The sequence below is a fragment of the Paracoccus aeridis genome (assembly GCF_004923205.2).
In the GTDB taxonomy this organism is placed as follows: domain Bacteria; phylum Pseudomonadota; class Alphaproteobacteria; order Rhodobacterales; family Rhodobacteraceae; genus Paracoccus; species Paracoccus aeridis.
Window position 1 is genome coordinate 50264 of the sequence record NZ_SELD02000008.1, and the last position, 16548, is coordinate 66811.

The window sequence follows — 16548 nt, forward strand, 5'->3', positions numbered from 1 at the left end:
GCGCATCACTCGGGCGCTGCGTCGCCCCGGGCGCCGGCGCGAAGGGCTGCGTAGTCGGGCGGCCGCTTGCCGAGGAAGGCGGCCATCCCCTCGCGAGCCTCGGGGCTGCCGATGGCGCGCGCCATCAGGGGGGTCTCGGCGGCAAGCTGGCGCTCCATCAACTGCTCGCGGGCGCTGGTCAGCAGCGACTTGATCGCCTGCTGGCCGCCGCCGGGCCCGGCGGCGAGCCGGTCTGCCAGCACGTCCGCAGCGGCCAGGGCCTGCCCCGGTTCGGCCAGCGCGTTGATCGCGCCCAGGTGGTGCAGCCGCTCGGCCCCGATCGGCTGGCCCAGCAGCAGCAGTTCGGCGGCCAGCGCGGGCGGCAGCGCGGCCGAAACGCTGGCCGACAGGCCGCCGTCGGGGACGAGGCCCGCGTTGACGTAGGCCGCCGTGAACTTCGCATCGCGCGCCGCCACGATCAGGTCGCAGGCGAAGGCGATCGAGAAGCCCGCCCCTGCCGCGCCGCCGTCGACGGCGGCGATCACCGGGCAGGGGCAGCGCATGATGTCGCGGATGAGGTTCGCGAGGTTGTCGATGCCCTCGCGGCGGCGGTCCTCGCTGAGGCCGGCGGCCTTCATCAGCTTGTTAAGGTCTCCGCCCGCGCAGAAGAACCCGCCTTCGCCCACCAGTATCACGGCCGCGATCCGCGGCTCTGCCGCAGCCTGCGCGAAGGCCCGGCGCATCCCGGCGGTCCATTCCGGCGACATGGCGTTGCGGCGCGCGGCGTTGCGGTTGACGACGACCAGCCGGTCGCCCTTGTCGATGATCTCACATCCAGCGGTCATGCGCGCCCCTTCCCTGTTCGCGTCGCGTGCGGCCGTGCCGCCCTGCGCCCCGGGGCCGCACTTCACGGCATCCGCCCCGCCGCCGCAAGGGGGCGCGCCCGGCCACGTTGCGGCGCGCGCCCTCGATTCAAGCATTCTTGACCGCCTCCGCCCCGCGGCGGCCTTGCCCGCGCCCCCGTTCCCGCCGACAAGCAAAAGGAGCCAACAAGAACCCCGTCCGGAGGTCACATGCCCCTGCCCCGCCCCACCATCCTCCGATCCTCCCTCGCTGCCTGCCTGCTGCTGACAACCGCGCTTCCCGCTGCCGCGCAGACGGCGCGGGTGGCGATGACCTCGCAGGACATCGAGATGGCGGAATACACTGGCGGCGACCTGCCCGCCGGGCAGTCGGCGCTGACGGCGCGGGTGCAGATCCTGCTGGACAGGTCGGGGGTGTCGCCGGGCGTCGTGGACGGCTTCAAGGGGGGCATGAGCCAAAGCGCGATCCTCGCGTTCGAGCGCGGGCACGGCCTGCCGCAGGACGGGATCATGGACGCGGAGATCTGGAACCTTCTCCACGCCTATGCCGCCGCGCCCGTGACGATGGACTACACCATCGTCGACGCGGACGCCGAGGGGCTGGTGGACAGCATCCCCGCTGATTACGCCGAAAAGGCCGCCATGACCTCGCAGGGCTATACCTCGGTGGTCGAGAAGCTGGGCGAGCGGTTCCACATGGACGACAAGTTCCTCGCGCAGCTGAACCCCGGCGCGGCGTTCGTGCCCGGCGAAACGATCCGCGTCACGGTCCCCGCCAAGCCGATCAAGGCCAAGGTCGCACGGATCATCGTGGACAAGCAGACGAGCCGGGTCGCGGCCTATGACGCGAACGGGCGCATGGTCGCGGACTATCCCGCGACCGTCGGGTCGGGCGAGACGCCGTCTCCGCACGGCGTCCACAAGGTCACGGCGGTCGCGCTGGACCCGACCTACACCTACGATCCGTCCAAGAACTTCAAGCAGGGCGACAACGACAAGGTGCTGGTCGTGCCGCCCGGTCCCAACGCGCCGGTCGGCAACGTGTGGATCGACCTCAGCGAGCCGACCTACGGGTTGCACGGCACGCCGACGCCGTCGCGACTGTTCGTGCAGCAGTCGCATGGCTGCGTGCGCCTGACCAACTGGGATGCGCGCGAGCTTGCGCACATGGTCCAGCCCGGCAGCACCGAGGTCGAGTTCCTGGCGCCCGGCGTCACCATCGCGGACGCGGCGGGCGCGAACGCGACGATGGCCGGCAGCCGCCCACCGGTCCCGTCGGTGGCGCGCACGGCGGGCGACCTTGCGCTGCCCGGCGCGGGCGCGCTGGACGCGGCCGTGGCGCAGGCGATCGGCGCCGCCGCCGCGCCGGTGACGCTGGTGGAATCGCAGCGCCCCGGCGTCAATCCGCTGCGGGGCGCGGCGACGGCCAGCACGCCGCTGCCCGACATGGCCGCCGCCGAAACGGCTCCGCTGCCCGCCGACATGCCGCAGCAGGCGGCCGGGACCGAGCCGATGCCCCTGCCCGGCAACGTCGCGTCCGGCCAGGCGGTCCCGTTCGAGCTGCCGCCGGTCGGTGCGCCGCAGGCGGGTGTGCAGGTGCCGCAGGCGGGTGTGCAGGTGCCGCAGGCAAGTGCGCCGGCTCCGGCGGCGCCCCAGCCCGCGACGCAGGTTCCGCAGATGGCGCCGGGTCAGCTCGTGATCGATCCTTTCGCCACCCCCGTCGCCGTTCCGCAAGCGCCGCAGGCCGTGCCGCCCGCCGACGCCGGTGGCCTGACCCTGCCGCCGTCCATGTCGGATCGCTGAGTGACCCCCGCGCGCCTTCTGGCGGTCGGGGCGCTGTGCGCGCTGCCGCTTTCGGCGGGCTTGTCCCAGGCGCAGGCTCCGCCGCCCGAGCGGCCGGAAAGCGCGGCACTGGCTGGCGTTGGGCCGGCGGAGGGGGGACCAGCGGAAGTGGGGCCGGAAGACCGTCCGGCCGAGCGGCCCGACGCGCCCGCGCCCCAGCCGCAGCCGCAAGGCAGCCTCATCCCGCCCGAAGCCGATCCGCCGGAATCTCCTCCGCCCGCGACCGATCAGCCCGCCACGCACGGCCGGCTGATCCCGCCCGAGGAGATGCCCCCGATCGAGCCGCTGGCCCCCGCCGGCCCGCCCGCCCCCGAACTGCTGCGCGAAAGCGACTTTGACCTTGCCGCCTGCAAGCTGGAACTGACGGTGCTTGGCGCCACCTACGAGGACGCGGACCCGATCACCGACCCGCAGGACCGCGACTGCGGCATCGCGCGGCCGCTGAGGGTCACGCAAATCCTGCCAGGGGTGGAACTGGAAGGCGGCGCCGACATGCGGTGCGATACCGCCCGCGCCCTCGCCCACTGGACCCGCGACTTCGTGCTGCCGGCCACCTCGCGCCTGCCCAACGCGCCGCGGCTTGCGGGCATGACGCTGGGCACGACGTATTTCTGCCGCCCGGTCGTGGGCGGGGCCAGCACGTCGCGCCTGTCGGAACACGCGCTCGGCAACGCGATCGACATTGCATCGTTCCGGTTCGACGACGGGACCGAGATCGTCGTCGCGCCGCGCGAGGACAGCGGCGACCTGCTCGAATCTTTCCAGGCGGCGGTCCGCAGCAGCGCCTGCATGGATTTCACGACGGTGCTGGGCCCGGGATCGAACGACGCGCATTCCGACCACCTGCACCTCGACATCAAGGCGCGCGGCAGCGGCTATCGCCTGTGCCAGTGATCGATCGCAAGGTTGGCCGGAACGGTCAGCGGGGCCGCCGCTCGACCTCGATATAGGTCGGATCGAACCGGGCGAGTTGAGTCAGCCCGTGCCACGACAGGATCTCGACCTCGGCCGCCTGCCAGCGGACCAGCTTGCGGTCCCGCAGGTCGCGGACCGCGCGGTTGATGTGGATCGGCGAATACCCGAGGATGTCGGCCAGCTCGCGCTGCAGAAGCGGCAGCGTCATGGTGTAGTCGCGGGCGACGCCCACCATCTCCATTCGGAGGTACATTTCGCACAGCAGGTGCGCGAGATGCGCGCTCGACCGCAGGACCGAGCTGGCGAACAGCCACTGGCGATGGATTGCCGCGTCGATGGCCGTGGTCATCCAGAACAGGCGTGTCAGGTGCGGGAAGCTTTCGGTCATCCGCACGAGATCGGCATGCTCGACGAACTCGACCTCTACCTGGCCGAAGGCCACGACCGAGTGGTTCAGCTTCTTCAGGACGAAGGCGTGCAGGTCGACGAAGTCACCGGGCACGTGCAGCGCCGTGATGGCGCGCGCATCGGCCTTGCCGACGATCCTGTTAACGCGTCCGGTCAAGCCGCGGACCATCAGGCAACTGCGCGTATGCGCGCCGACAGACACGACCTCCTCGCCCGAATCGTAGGTTCGCACGGTGGTCGGAATCTCGCGCAGAAGCTCCAGGTCGCGTGCGGACAATTCGTCGCGCAGCTGCAGGAAGCGTGTGAAGTAGTCGCTGATGGCCATGTCTGTCCGGGGGCAAGCTGCGCGGAAAAGCGCGGTCAAGATGTCGCAGGCACGCGCCCGGCACAAGCCTGTGCACCGCGCAAAAGGGCAGCCCCTGAAGGGGCTGCCCGATTGGTCCCGAACTGGACGCCCGGCTTAGCGGAAGGTGTCGTCGCGGTCCGTGATGCCGCGATCGACGGTGCGGTCTGCCGTCCGTTCGTCCTCGATCTCCACTTCCGTCTTGCGGACGGTGTCGCGGACGGTTTCGGTGTGGCTTTCCACGTTCTTGCTCAGGTCGACTTCCTCGACCACGCGGGCGTCCTTGTGGACGACCGGGGTCTCGCGGTACTCGCGGGCCTCGATCGTACGCTCCTGGAACGCCGAGGCGTCGGCGGGGCGGTCGACGGGACGACGCTCGACCTGCACCGTCTCGCTGCGGAGCTGGACTTCTTCCTCGACCGGGATCTCGCGGACGTAGGAGCGGACGCGGACGCGGCCGGCATCGGTTTCACGCTTGGCGACGTTCAGCCGCTCTTCGACGATGTCGATCTTCTCGTTGCCGGTCAGGTCGCGATCGACGCCACGGTCGGCGTAGTCGGCCCCGGTCGCGGCACCCGCAGCGGCGCCCGTCGCCGCACCCGTCGCGCCGGTGTAGCCGGTCCAGCCCTGGCTGCGCCATTCGCTTTCGCGGGCGTCAAGGTCGACAGCGCCTTCATCGTCGAGGATGTCGAGCGCGCGGTCGTACATGTTTTCGGGCACGTTCGACACGGTGACTAGGTAGCCGCCGCGGTTCAGGCCCTCGGCATAGGCGTAGCGGTCTTCCTCGGGGAAGAAGAAGTCGCCGATCGATTCGAAGAAGCCGCGGTCACGATCCGAGACGCTGGGCGCCGTCTCGACCGAGTAACCGCCGTTCTCCTCGCCGGTCAGGACGACGTCCGCGATCCCGGCTTCCTTCAGCCGCGTCACGGCGCGGTCGGCGTCGTCGCGGGTGTCGAACATGGCAGAGAGGCTGCGCGCCGAGCCGGCTTGATAGTTCTGTTCCATGGCCATCGTGAAAATCCTATCGCTCAAGGTGAAGTTGATGGAGAGGTTGCTGACGAGTGCAGTCTACCGGGTTCCGGAAACCGGGGGTCCTAAGCAGGAAAACCAGGGTTCGTGCCAGCCGCGCCGTCCCGGTCAGGCAGCACGCGCCCTTCGGCGTCGACGCGTTCGACGACGACCCGCTGGCGGCGCAGGCTGACCGGCAGTTCGGTCGGTTCTTCCGTGACCTTGCGCCGGACATGGATCTCCTCGGTGACGAAGAGGCGGGTCACGACGACCGCGCGTTCCTCGACGACGGGGATGATGGTCACGTCGCCTTCCGTCCGGGGTTCGGGGGCGGTGTCGACCTCGCGATCCACCGGGTGGCGGGTCACCTCGACCATTTCGCCCCGCACGGTCGCGGAAACGACGTCGTCGATGGAATCCGTCACCGTCCGCACCCGGACGAGGCCAAGCTCCTCGCGAACGATCTCGACGCTCGCGAACTCCTCGGCCAGCTCCAGCGTCTGGCGGGAGCCTTCCAGATCGGCGCGGTCGTGGATCCTTGCCGGGCTGTCCAGCCCCGTAGGAGTGGCCGTGTCCGCTACGCCTTGACGTGGATCGCGGGTAAGATCGGACATGGCCACCCCTTTGGGTAAAACTGTGATCGTCAACGTACCGGGCGCTGGTCCCGGTGTGCGCTTCCCAACCCCTTGAGCGGGTGAAAGTTCCGCCCGTCCGAAGGGTCGCGCGTGACTGCCCCCAGCGCATCAGCTTCGGGTCGCGGGCGGGGGACGCCGGCCGCCCTCCAGCGCCTGCGCGAGAAGGCGGAAGCTGTCGTCGGTGCCCGCCGCCGTCCGCGCGACGAAGGCATCGAGGGCGGGATAGAGCCGAACCGCCTCGTCCAAGGCCGCGTCGGTTCCCTGCGCGTAAAGACCCGCGCGGATCATCAGCTCGGATTCCGCATAGGCTCCCAGCGCCGCGCGGGCGCGGCCGATCAGCGCGTTCTCGGCCGGGGTGGCGGCGTGCGGCAGCGATCGCGACACCGACCGCAGCACGTCCACCGCGGGAAACCTGCCGCGTTCGGCGATCTTGCGGTCCAGGACGACGTGCCCGTCCAGGACGCCGCGCAGGATGTCGGCGACCGGCTCCTCCATGTCCGACCCCGCGACCAGCACGCTGAAGATCGCGGTGATGTCGCCCGACCTCTCCGGTCCCGGTCCCGACCGCTCGGCCAGGGCCATGATCATCTGCGAGGTCGAGGGCGGGAAACCGCGATAGCTCGGCGCCTCGCCCGCGGCGAGCGCGATTTCCCGGTGCGCCTCGGCAAAGCGGGTGATCGAATCGGCCAGGAACAGGACGTGGCGGCCCTGGTCGCGGAAATGCTCGGCCACCGCCATCGCCGCCCAGGCGCAGCGGCGGCGGATCAGCGGCGGCTGGTCCGAGGTCGCGGCGACCACGACCGCGCGCGCCATCCCCTGGGGGCCGAGCGTGGTTTCCACGAACTCGCGCAGCTCGCGGCCGCGCTCGCCGACCATGGCGATGACGACCACGTCCGCCTCCACCCCGCGCGCGAGGGCCGACAGGAGCGTCGACTTGCCCACGCCCGACCCGGCGAACAGCCCGATCCTCTGCCCCCGGACAAGCGGCAGCAGCGTGTCGAAGACGGCGAGGCCGGTCGACAGGCGACGGCCCAGCCGGTTGCGCCGGGCGGCAGGGGGTGGCGGGGTCTGGAACGCCCGCTCGACCCGGCCCGGCGGCAGCGGGCGGCCATCGAGGGGCCGCCCGAACGGATCGACGATGCGCCCGACCCACGCATCTGACGGCGCGATCGCGGGCGCGAACAGAAGCTCCGCCGCGGCGCCCACCGACAACCCGTCCGCCGCGCCCTCGGGCAGCACCTCGGCGTGATCGGATCCCAGCCCCACGATTTCGCCGCCCAGGGCCCCGTCCCCCATGCTCACCCGGTCGCCGATCGAGGCGTGGCGGCCGAGCCCGGTCACGACCACGATGCCCGCCCGGATCGCGCTGACCTGCCCGAAGACGCGCGCCACACGCAGGCGGCGGATGCGGGCGGCGACGGCTTCGGCTGCGTCCATGATCTGTCCTCTGGTTCGTGAATCCTGCGTCTCTCAACCGTTTGTAAACCATCCGCGGTTAAGACCCGGTTTATCGGACAAGAGGAGAAGCCCTTGCTGGACAGAATCGGGATCATGCGGATGGCGGGCCAGATGAGCGCCCATGCCGCCGCGCGCCAGGCGTCCGTCGCCCGCAACGTGGCGAACGCCGACACGCCCGGATACCGGGCGAAGGACCTTCGCGACTTCACCGAAAGCTACACCGCGCCCGGCGCGGCGATGCGCGCCACCCGGCCCCTGCACCTTGCGTCGGGTTCGGACGTCGGCGCGGGCCGCGCGCTGGTCGACGCGGGCGGCGAGCCCTCGCCCAACGGCAACACCGTCTCGATCGAGGACGAGCTCGTCCGCCAGGCCGACGCCAAACGCCAGTTCGACCTCTCGCTCTCCGTCTACCAGTCCGGGCTGTCGCTGTTGCGCACCAGCCTCGGCCGGCGCTGAGGCAGGTCATGGCCGAACTGACCGCCACCGCCATCGCCGCGTCTGGGATGAAGGCGCAGTCCGTGCGCCTGCGCCACATCTCGGAAAACATCGCCAACGCCGACACGCCCGGCTACCGCCGCAAGCTGGTCGAGTTCGAGCCCCAGCGCGCCCACGGCCGCGACACCGGCGCCGTGGCCGCCGGCCGCAGCCAGCACGACCGCGCCGCCCTGCCCGAGATCTACGATCCGGGCAACCCGATGGCGGGCGAGGACGGCTACTACCTCGGCTCGAACGTGGACCTCGTGGTCGAGATCGCCGATTCGCGCGAGGCGAGCCGCAGCTACGAGGCCAACCTCAAGGTGTTCGAGCAGTCGCGCCAGATGTCGTCCGCCCTTCTTGACCTGATCCGCCGCTGAGGAGCGTTGCCATGATCCAGAACGCCGTTTCCGCCTACACCGCCGCCCGCCCCGCCGTGGCACCCTCCGCGACGCCCGGCACCGGCCTGGGCCAGGCCTTGTCGGGGGCCGCCGCCGACTTCACCCAGGTCATGGCGCAGACCGACATCGCCGCGGAGGGCGCGATGACGGGGGCCACGGACACCCACCAGCTGGTCCAGTCCATCGCCGAGGCGCAGCTGGCGCTCGAGACGGCGGTGGCCATCCGCGACAAGGTGGTCGAGGCCTACCAGGACATCCTGCGGATGCCGGTCTGACGATCATGGACGAAACGCAGATCTTCGACATGATGCGGCAGGCGCTGTGGATTTCGGTGCAGATGTCGGCCCCGCTGCTGACGGTGGCGCTGGTCGCGGGGGTGGTGATCGGCCTGTTCCAGGCGCTGACCTCGGTGCAGGAGATGACGCTGACCTTCGTGCCCAAGGTCGGCCTGATGCTCGCCGTCTTCTGGGTCACGATGAGCTTCATGACGACGCTGCTGTCGGGGTTCTTCACCGACCAGATCCTGCCGCTGGTCGGGGGCGGCTGAGATGGACAACGCGATCTACGCCACGCTGACCCGGCAGTCCGGCCTCATGCGCGAACTGCGCGCGGTCGCCAACAACGTCGCCAACGCCGACACCACCGGCTTCCGGCGCGAGGGGGTGGTGTTTTCCGAGCACATGACCCCGCTCGACCGGCAGGGCGCGACGCTGTCGATGGCGAACGCGCGCGGCCGCGACGTGGACCTGCGCCCCGGCTCGCTGGCCGGGACCGGCGGAACCTGGGACCTCGGGCTCGAGGGCGAGGGCTTCTTCATGGTGGCGACGCCGCAGGGAAACCGGCTGACCCGCGCCGGGGCCTTCATGCCCTCGGCCGACGGGCAGGTCGTGAACGGCGACGGCCATCCCCTGCTCGACGACGGCCAGGCGCCGATCGCGATCCCGCCCGGCGCGCGCGCCGTCTCGGTCGCGCCCGACGGCACGGTCGCGGCGGACGGCGAGCCGGTGGGCCGGGTCGGCATCTTCGCCCCCGGCGCCGCCCGGGACATGCGCCACTACGGCGGCACGCTGTTCGGCGCGGACGGCGCCCGGCCCCTGCCCGAAGCGAAGCTGCGCCAGGGCTTCCTTGAAGGATCGAACGTCGATCCGATGCTGGAAATCGCCCGCATGGTCGAGGTCCAGCGCGCCTACGAACTCGGCCAGTCCTTCCTCGACGCCGAGGACCAGCGCATCCGCGCCGCCATCTCCTCGCTGACGCGATGACCCCGAACGCCCCCGATCAACCCGAAAGGTGACAGGATGAAGGCCCTTCACATCGCCGCCACCGGCATGAGCGCGCAACAGACGCGGGTCGAGGTGATCTCGAACAACCTCGCCAACATGTCGACCACCGGCTACAACGCCCGCCGCGCGGAATTCGCGGACCTCGCCTACCAGCAGGCCACCCGCCCCGGCACGATCACGGGCGCCGAGGGGACGATGGTCCCGGCCGGCGTCCAGCTCGGCTTGGGCGTGCGCCCGACCTCGGTCACGATCACGCTCGCGCAGGGCTCGCTCGCGCAGACCGGGGGCGATCTCGACATCGCGATGGACGGGCCGGGCTACCTGGAGGTGACGCTGCCCTCGGGCGGGTCGGCCTACACCCGCGACGGCGCGCTGAAACGCTCGGCCGACGGGCAGATCGTGACCTCGGACGGCTTCCCGCTCGCCCCCGGCATCACCATCCCGGCCGAGGCGCGCAGCATCTCGATCAGCGCCACGGGCGAGGTCAACGCCTTCTTCGACGGCCGGGTCGAGCCGGAGAACCTCGGCCAGATCACCCTCGCCGGCTTCGTCAACGAGAAGGGGCTGGAGGCGACGGGGTCGAACCTCTTCGTCGAAACGACCGCCTCGGGCGCCCCCACGATCGGGCTGCCGGGCGAACAGGGCCTCGGCACGCTGCGGCAGGGCTACCTGGAGGACAGCGCGGTGGACCCGGTGCGCGAGATCTCCGAGCTCATCAAGGCGCAGCGCGGCTACGAGCTGAACGCCAAGGTCATCACCGCCGCCGACCAGATGATGGGCGCAACGGTGCAGGTGCGCTGATGCTGCGTCTTGCGATCCTGCTGTCCCTCGCGCCTCTCGCCGTCCAGGCGGGCGGCACCATCGCCGGCCGGAACCTTCCCGCGGGCACGGTCCTGTCGGCCGCCGACATCGCGCTGGACCCTGCCGCGACCGGGATCGACCCGGCGCTCGCCGTGGGCCAGCAGACCCGCGTCGCCGTCTATGCCGGCCGACCCATCGGCGCGGGGCAGCTCGCGCCCCCGACCCTCGTCTCCCGCAACCAGGTCGTCACCCTGCGCTACGAGCGCGCGGGCCTGTCGATCGAGACCGAGGGCCGCGCCCTCGGCGCCGGGGGCGAGGGCGAGGTGATCCGGGTCATGAACCTGTCCTCGCGCGCCACGCTCAACGCGCGCGTCAACGCGGACGGAACCCTGTCCGTCGCCGAACGCCCGAACTGAAGGAAACTGCCATGCCCTGTCCCCGTACCCGCGCCGCCGCCCGGCTGCCGGTCCTGATCCTCTGCGCCGCGGCGGCCCTGTCGGGCTGCGCCCGCGTCGCCAATGTCGGCCAGCCGCCGCGCATGTCCGAGCCGCGCGCGACCGAGGAATTCCAGGCGATGACCGAACCGCAGATCATCTTCCCCGACCAGCCGGTCCGGCCCGACGCCTCGGCCTCGCTCTGGACCAACCAGCCCATGTCGCTGGTGGGCGACCGCCGCGCCTCGACCCGGGGCGACATCCTGACCGTGGTGATCGAGATCGACGACCGCGCCGAGATGTCGAACTCGAGCGGCCGCCAGCGCGCGGCGGGCGAGAAGGTCTCCATCCCCTCGCTCGCCGGCCTGCCGCAGCGGATCGACGAGATCCTGCCCGAAGGCGCCAGCATGGAGGAGCTGGCCGAGGCGAAGTCGTCGTCGTCCTACAAGGGCAGCGGCTCGATCTCGCGCCGTGACAAGCTGACGCTGCGGGTCGCCGCGACCATCGTGGACACGCTGCCGAACGGCATCCTGCGCATCCAGGGCACGCAGGAGGTGCGGGTGAACTACGAGATGCGTGAACTGACCGTGAGCGGCTTCGTCCGCCCCTCGGACGTCGACCGCCGGAACGAGATCGCCTACGACCGGATCGCGGGCGCGCGCATCTCCTATGGCGGGCGCGGCCAGATCAGCGACGTCCAGCAGCCGCGCTACGGCCAGCAGCTGGCCGACATCGCGCTGCCCTACTGAGGGCGCGGCGATGATCCGCAAGGTGATGGGCCTGGCGCTTCCCGTGGTCGCCTTCCTCGTCGGCGCGGGCGCCGGCGACTTCCTGAAGGGTGACGATGACGCCGGCGCCTCGGCCGGCGCGCATGCCACGGCCGAAGGGCCGGGGGGGCATGGACCGGGAGCGGCAGAAGCTGGCGGTGGCGGAAAGGACGAGGCGGCGGCCAACGCGCATGGGACCGCCGCGGAAACCCCTGAGGACGGCGGGGCCGAACCCGCCGGGGCAGAGGGTGGCCACGGCGGCAAGGCATCGGGGCACGGCGCGTCGGATGGCGGCGGGTCGCATGACGGGGCGTCGCACGGCGGCGGGTCGCATGGGGGCGGGTCGGCTGCGACCGGCGACACGACCTGGTTCCAGTTCCCGCAGCAGTTCTTCGTGCCGGTGATGAGGAACGGCCGCCTCGAGTCGACGATGGTGCTGAGCCTGTCGCTCGAGATTCCCGCGGCTGCCGCCGAGACGGCCTATGCTCACGAGATCAAGCTCCGCGACGCGATGCTGCGGCAGCTGCTGATCCACGCCAACACCGGCGGCTTCGACGGCAACTTCACCGCCGAGCCGCAGCTGCGGACGCTGCGGGCCGACCTCGTGAAGACGGCGCAGGCGACGATCCCCGAGGTCGGGGCCGTGCTGATCGGCGACATCGCGCGGCAGGACGCGCGCTAGGCGGCGGGTCGGCAGCCCGGCACGGCGGGGATGACGCGATCCGCCGCTGGCATGTTGCCCGGCCATTGGGTAGCGGGGCGTCATGGACAGAGGTTCGACCGATCCCGCCCAAGACCGCCGCTGCGCCCCGCACCGGCCGGCGGCGTCGACCGCCGTCACCGCGGCCGGCCTCGGCCGGGGCGAGGACGGGCCGGCAGCTGCGACGGTCGCCATCCTGCTCGCCTCGTTCAACGGGGCGCGCTACCTGCCGCGGCAGCTCGACAGCATCGCGGCGCAGGACTGGCCGGCGTGGCGGCTCGTCGTGTCGGACGACGGCTCGACCGACGCGACCCGCGACGTGGTGCGGGACTTCGCGAAGGCTCATCCGGGGCGCTGCATCGAACTGATCGAGGGACCGAGGCGGGGGGCCACGCAGAACTTCCTGTCGCTCATCGCGCAGGTGCGCCCGGGCGAATGGCTGGCGTTCTGCGACCAGGACGACGCATGGCTGCCGCATCGCCTGTCGCGGGGGATGCAGGTGATCGGAGGGTGTCCGGCCGGTGCAGGCGAGAACGAGGACGGGCCCGGCGCGGGGGACGGGGGGGAACGCGTCAATGCCGGTCCCGCCGCGACCTCGTCGCGGACGATCATCTGCGACGACGACCTTCGCCCCCTGACGCCTGCGCCGCTGTTCCGGCGGCCCCCGTCGTTTCGCAACGCCCTGGTGCAGGCCTGCATGCCGGGCAACACCTTTCTCGCCAACCCGGCGGCCGCGGCGCTGCTGCAGCAGGGCGCGGCGGCGGCCGCCCGGGCCGGCGTCGTCTCGCATGACTGGTGGGCCTACCAGCTTCTCGCCGGCGCCGGGGCGCGGCTCATCCGCGACCCCGAGCCGACGGTGCTCTACCGCCAGCACCGCGGCAACGTCATGGGGCGCAACGACACCCTGCGGGCGCGGCTCAGGCGCGTGGCGATGCTGGGGGCGGGCGATTTCGGCGGCTGGGTGCGCGACAACGTGACCGCCCTGCAGGGGGCGCGGCACCTGCTGACGGACGCCAACCTTGCGGCACTCGACGGGTTCGAGGCGGCGCTGCGCGCGCCGGGCCCCATCGCGGCGACGCGGCTGGCGCGGTTGGGAATGTACCGACAGACCAAGGCGGGAACGGCGGCGCTGCTGGCGGCAGCCGCGGCGGGGCGGCTGCGACCGATCGGTCCGCGTCAGGTGTAAAGCCACCGCGCCACATGATTCCGGCCGACGCGGCAAAGCCGGAACGGGCGAAGGGGAGAGGTCTGTTTCAAACCGTCTTCCTGCTGCCTTCCCGCTGCCGTCGCAGGCTGGCCGCTCCGCGCGGAGCGGGGCCGGGAAAACCCGGCCCCTTCCCCTCAGGCCAGACGGCCGTGGCAGTTCTTGAACCGCTCGCCCGAGCCGCACGGGCACGGGTCGTTGCGGGACGGGTTGCCCCAGGTCGCCGGGTCGCTCTCGTCGAAGCCGGGGGCGCGGGCCGATGGCTCGCCGCCGTCCGCGTCGGCGTGCTCGGGGCGCATGTCCGCCTGCGCCTGCGCGCGCTGGTCCTGGTACTGGCGCATCATCGCCTCGCGCTCGGCGTCCGTCAGCGGGCGGATCCGGGCGAGGTTCTGCGTCACGTCGCCGCGGAGCCCGTCGAGCAGCCCCTCGAACAGCTGGAACGCCTCGGTCTTGTATTCCGACAGCGGGTCGCGCTGCGCGTAGCCCCGGAAGCCCACGACCGAGCGCAGGTGCTCGAGCGTCACGAGGTGCTCGCGCCACTTGGCGTCGATCTGCTGCAGCAGCACCTGCTTTTCGATCTGGGCCATGCTCTCGGCCCCGAACTGCTCGGCCTTGCGGGCCATGTACGCGTCGGTCGCCTCGACGATGCGGGTCCGGATGGCGTCCTGGTCCACCCCCTCCTCGGCGCCCCACTCCATCACCGGCAGGTCCATGTTCAGCCGCTCGGCCAGCGCCGCCTTGAGACCGGCGAGGTCCCATTGCTCGGGGTAGCTGCGCGCGGGCATGTGATCGTCGATCAGGTCGTCGATGACCTGGGCGCGCATGTCGGCCGCGATGTCGCCCACGTCGCCCGATTCCATGATCTCGCGGCGCTGCGAGAAGATCGCCTTGCGCTGGTCGTTCATCACGTCGTCGAACTTCAGGAGCTGCTTGCGGATGTCGAAGTTGCGCCCCTCGACCTTGGCCTGCGCGCGCTCCAGCGACTTGTTCACCCACGGGTGGACGATCGCCTCGCCGTCCTTCATCCCGAGCGTCGACAGCACCTTGTCCAGCCGCTCGGACCCGAAGATCCGCATCAGGTCGTCTTCGAGGCTCAGGAAGAACAGTGACCGGCCGGGGTCGCCCTGACGGCCCGACCGGCCGCGCAGCTGGTTGTCGATCCGGCGGCTTTCGTGGCGTTCGGTGGCCAGCACGAACAGCCCGCCCGCGTTCAGGACCGCCTGCTTGTCGGCGGCGTGCTCGGCCTCGATCCGGGCGCGCAGCTCGTCGGGGTTGGCCTCGGGGTTCTCGGCCAGCGCCTGCATCACCTTCATCTCGACGTTGCCGCCAAGCTGGATGTCGGTGCCGCGCCCGGCCATGTTGGTCGCGATGGTGACCGCGCCGGGCTTGCCGGCCTCGGCCACGATATAGGCTTCCTGCTCGTGCTGGCGCGCGTTCAGGACGTTGTGCGCGATCCCCTCGCGCTTGAGCATGTCGGACAGCATCTCCGACTTCTCGATCGAGGTCGTGCCGACCAGCAGCGGCTGCCCGCGGCCGTGCGCCTCGCGGATCGCCTCGATCACGGCGGCGTATTTCTCGGCCGCGGTGCGATAGACGCGGTCGTGTTCGTCGACCCGCTGGATCGGGCGGTTGGTCGGCACCTCGACCACGCCCAGCTTGTAGATCTCGGCGAACTCGTCCGCCTCGGTCGCCGCCGTCCCGGTCATCCCGGCGAGCTTCTCGTACAGGCGGAAGTAGTTCTGGAACGTCACGCTGGCGAGCGTCACGTTCTCGGGCTGGATCTCGACGCCCTCCTTGGCCTCGATCGCCTGGTGAAGGCCGTCCGACAGCCGCCGCCCTGCCATCATCCGGCCGGTGAACTCGTCGATCAGCACCACCTCGCCGTCCTTGACGATGTAGTTCTGGTCCCGGTGGAACAGCTTGTGCGCACGCAGGCCCTGGTTGGCGTGGTGCACGATCGTGGTCGATTCCGGGTCATAGAGGGTCTGACCCTGGGGCAGGACGCCGGCCGCCTGCAGGCGGCGTTCCAGGAACTCGTTGCCTTCCTCGGTGAAGGTCGCGTTCCGGGTCTTCTCGTCGACCTTGTAATGCTCGGGCGCGAGTTCCGGCATGAAGGCGTCGAGCACGCGGTAAAGTTCGCTGCGATCCTGGCTCGGGCCCGAGATGATGAGCGGCGTCCGCGCCTCGTCGATGAGGATCGAGTCGACCTCGTCCACGATCGCGAAGAAATGGCCGCGCTGGCTCATCTCCTCGATCGAGCCCTTCATGTTGTCGCGAAGGTAGTCGAAGCCCAGTTCGTTGTTGGTGGCGTAGGTCACGTCGGCGCGATAGGCCGCGCGCTTTTCCGCCTCGTCCTGGAACGGGTAGACGACGCCGGTGGTCATGCCCAGCTGCGCGAAGACCTTGCCCATCCATTCGGCGTCGCGTTTCGCGAGGTAGTCGTTGACGGTGACGACGTGGACGCCCTTGCCCGCCAGCGCGTTGAGATAGGCCGGGAAGGTCGCGACCAGCGTCTTGCCCTCGCCCGTCTTCATCTCGGCGATGTTGCCTTCGTGCAGGAAGATCCCGCCCATCAGCTGGGTGTCGAAGGCGCGCAGGCCGAGCGCCCGGCGCGCGCCCTCGCGGCAGTTGGCGAAGGCTTCCGGCAGCAGCCGGTCGAGGCTTTCGCCCGACTGGGCGCGGCCCTGCAGCTCGCGCGTCTTGCCGATCAGGTCGTCGTCCAACATGGCCTGGAACCGGGGCTCGAGCGCGTTGACCTGCGCGACCAGCGGGCGCACCGATTTCACCTTGCGGTCGTTGGGAGTGCCAAAGACCTTCTTCGCCAGATTGCCGATGCCGAGCATGTTGTCCTTCGTGAGGGGAAGCGCAGGTGTTGCCACTTGCCCGCACCGATGGCCTTGCCCTATCAGAGGGCCGGAAAAAGCGGCGGCGGGCGCGCATGATTTCGGTTGCGCCGGATGTAGGCCCGCCCCGCCCCACTGTCAACGCCGCCGCCCGTGGCGGCCATCCGTGCGCCCGCGGGTTTCGTGATCG

At 71.0% G+C, this 16548-nt stretch carries 18 protein-coding genes; 12 read left to right on the top strand and 6 right to left on the bottom strand.

Annotated elements, in window-relative coordinates; genetic code table 11:
• Nucleotides 1-5 precede the first annotated feature (5 nt).
• Complete coding sequence (locus tag ELI80_RS04530; RefSeq protein WP_136649841.1) at nucleotides 6-824, bottom strand: oxepin-CoA hydrolase, alternative type; 819 nt, start codon at nucleotides 822-824, stop codon at nucleotides 6-8.
• A 228-nt stretch (nucleotides 825-1052) separates the two neighbouring features.
• Here ELI80_RS04530 and ELI80_RS04535 point away from each other — a divergent pair, with 228 nt between their 5' ends.
• Together ELI80_RS04535 and ELI80_RS04540 are read left to right on the top strand one after the other, a co-directional pair.
• A complete protein-coding gene (locus ELI80_RS04535; RefSeq protein WP_136649842.1) occupies nucleotides 1053-2645 on the top strand; it encodes a L,D-transpeptidase family protein in 1593 nt (530 codons plus the stop codon).
• Nucleotides 2646-3578, top strand: coding sequence for an extensin-like domain-containing protein (locus tag ELI80_RS04540; protein ID WP_236641323.1), 933 nt, complete (start codon nucleotides 2646-2648; stop codon nucleotides 3576-3578).
• A 25-nt stretch (nucleotides 3579-3603) separates the two neighbouring features.
• Here ELI80_RS04540 and ELI80_RS04545 read toward each other — a convergent pair whose 3' ends face one another.
• The 4 genes from ELI80_RS04545 to ELI80_RS04560 form a co-directional block, all read right to left on the bottom strand.
• Complete coding sequence (locus tag ELI80_RS04545; RefSeq protein WP_136649843.1) at nucleotides 3604-4332, bottom strand: Crp/Fnr family transcriptional regulator; 729 nt, start codon at nucleotides 4330-4332, stop codon at nucleotides 3604-3606.
• Between the two features lie 135 nt (nucleotides 4333-4467).
• The gene (locus ELI80_RS04550; RefSeq protein WP_236641324.1) at nucleotides 4468-5361 is read right to left on the bottom strand and encodes a YsnF/AvaK domain-containing protein; all 894 of its coding nucleotides are present in this window, start codon (nucleotides 5359-5361) and stop codon (nucleotides 4468-4470) included.
• A gap of 83 nt (nucleotides 5362-5444) precedes the next feature.
• Nucleotides 5445-5972: a YsnF/AvaK domain-containing protein gene (locus ELI80_RS04555; RefSeq protein WP_136649845.1), complete on the bottom strand. Its 528-nt coding sequence runs from the start codon at nucleotides 5970-5972 to the stop codon at nucleotides 5445-5447.
• 129 nt (nucleotides 5973-6101) lie between these two features.
• Nucleotides 6102-7430, bottom strand: coding sequence for a FliI/YscN family ATPase (locus ELI80_RS04560; RefSeq protein ID WP_136649846.1), 1329 nt, complete (start codon nucleotides 7428-7430; stop codon nucleotides 6102-6104).
• Nucleotides 7431-7523: 93 nt separating this feature from the next.
• On the opposite strand from ELI80_RS04560, the gene ELI80_RS04565 reads away from it, so the two are divergent.
• The 10 genes from ELI80_RS04565 (at nucleotide 7524) to ELI80_RS04610 (ending at nucleotide 13497) form a co-directional block, all read left to right on the top strand.
• Nucleotides 7524-7907 (top strand): FlgB family protein, encoded by a 384-nt coding sequence (locus tag ELI80_RS04565; protein WP_136649847.1) that lies wholly within the window; start codon nucleotides 7524-7526, stop codon nucleotides 7905-7907.
• Nucleotides 7908-7915: 8 nt separating this feature from the next.
• Complete coding sequence (gene flgC, locus ELI80_RS04570) at nucleotides 7916-8305, top strand: flagellar basal body rod protein FlgC (protein WP_136649848.1); 390 nt, start codon at nucleotides 7916-7918, stop codon at nucleotides 8303-8305.
• Between the two features lie 11 nt (nucleotides 8306-8316).
• Nucleotides 8317-8601, top strand: coding sequence for a flagellar hook-basal body complex protein FliE (gene fliE / locus ELI80_RS04575; protein ID WP_136649849.1), 285 nt, complete (start codon nucleotides 8317-8319; stop codon nucleotides 8599-8601).
• Between the two features lie 5 nt (nucleotides 8602-8606).
• Nucleotides 8607-8873: a flagellar biosynthetic protein FliQ gene (locus ELI80_RS04580; RefSeq protein ID WP_136649850.1), complete on the top strand. Its 267-nt coding sequence runs from the start codon at nucleotides 8607-8609 to the stop codon at nucleotides 8871-8873.
• A 1-nt stretch (nucleotide 8874) separates the two neighbouring features.
• Entirely contained in the window at nucleotides 8875-9588 is a 714-nt protein-coding gene (locus ELI80_RS04585; RefSeq protein WP_136649851.1) for a flagellar hook-basal body complex protein, read from the top strand.
• Between the two features lie 36 nt (nucleotides 9589-9624).
• Complete coding sequence (gene flgG, locus ELI80_RS04590) at nucleotides 9625-10410, top strand: flagellar basal-body rod protein FlgG (RefSeq protein ID WP_136649852.1); 786 nt, start codon at nucleotides 9625-9627, stop codon at nucleotides 10408-10410.
• Nucleotides 10410-10826, top strand: a complete 417-nt coding sequence (flgA, locus tag ELI80_RS04595; RefSeq protein ID WP_136649853.1) for a flagellar basal body P-ring formation chaperone FlgA — start codon at nucleotides 10410-10412, stop codon at nucleotides 10824-10826. Before flgG ends, flgA begins: the two co-directional genes overlap by 1 nt.
• Nucleotides 10827-10837: 11 nt before the next feature.
• Nucleotides 10838-11593, top strand: a complete 756-nt coding sequence (gene flgH / locus ELI80_RS04600) for a flagellar basal body L-ring protein FlgH (RefSeq protein WP_136649854.1) — start codon at nucleotides 10838-10840, stop codon at nucleotides 11591-11593.
• 10 nt (nucleotides 11594-11603) lie between these two features.
• The gene (locus tag ELI80_RS04605) at nucleotides 11604-12293 is read left to right on the top strand and encodes a hypothetical protein (RefSeq protein ID WP_136649855.1); all 690 of its coding nucleotides are present in this window, start codon (nucleotides 11604-11606) and stop codon (nucleotides 12291-12293) included.
• 82 nt (nucleotides 12294-12375) lie between these two features.
• The gene (locus ELI80_RS04610; protein ID WP_136649856.1) at nucleotides 12376-13497 is read left to right on the top strand and encodes a glycosyltransferase; all 1122 of its coding nucleotides are present in this window, start codon (nucleotides 12376-12378) and stop codon (nucleotides 13495-13497) included.
• A 155-nt stretch (nucleotides 13498-13652) separates the two neighbouring features.
• On the opposite strand, the gene secA is transcribed toward ELI80_RS04610, so the two are convergent.
• Nucleotides 13653-16358 (bottom strand): preprotein translocase subunit SecA, encoded by a 2706-nt coding sequence (gene secA, locus ELI80_RS04615; RefSeq protein WP_136649857.1) that lies wholly within the window; start codon nucleotides 16356-16358, stop codon nucleotides 13653-13655.
• Nucleotides 16359-16548: the final 190 nt, after the last annotated feature.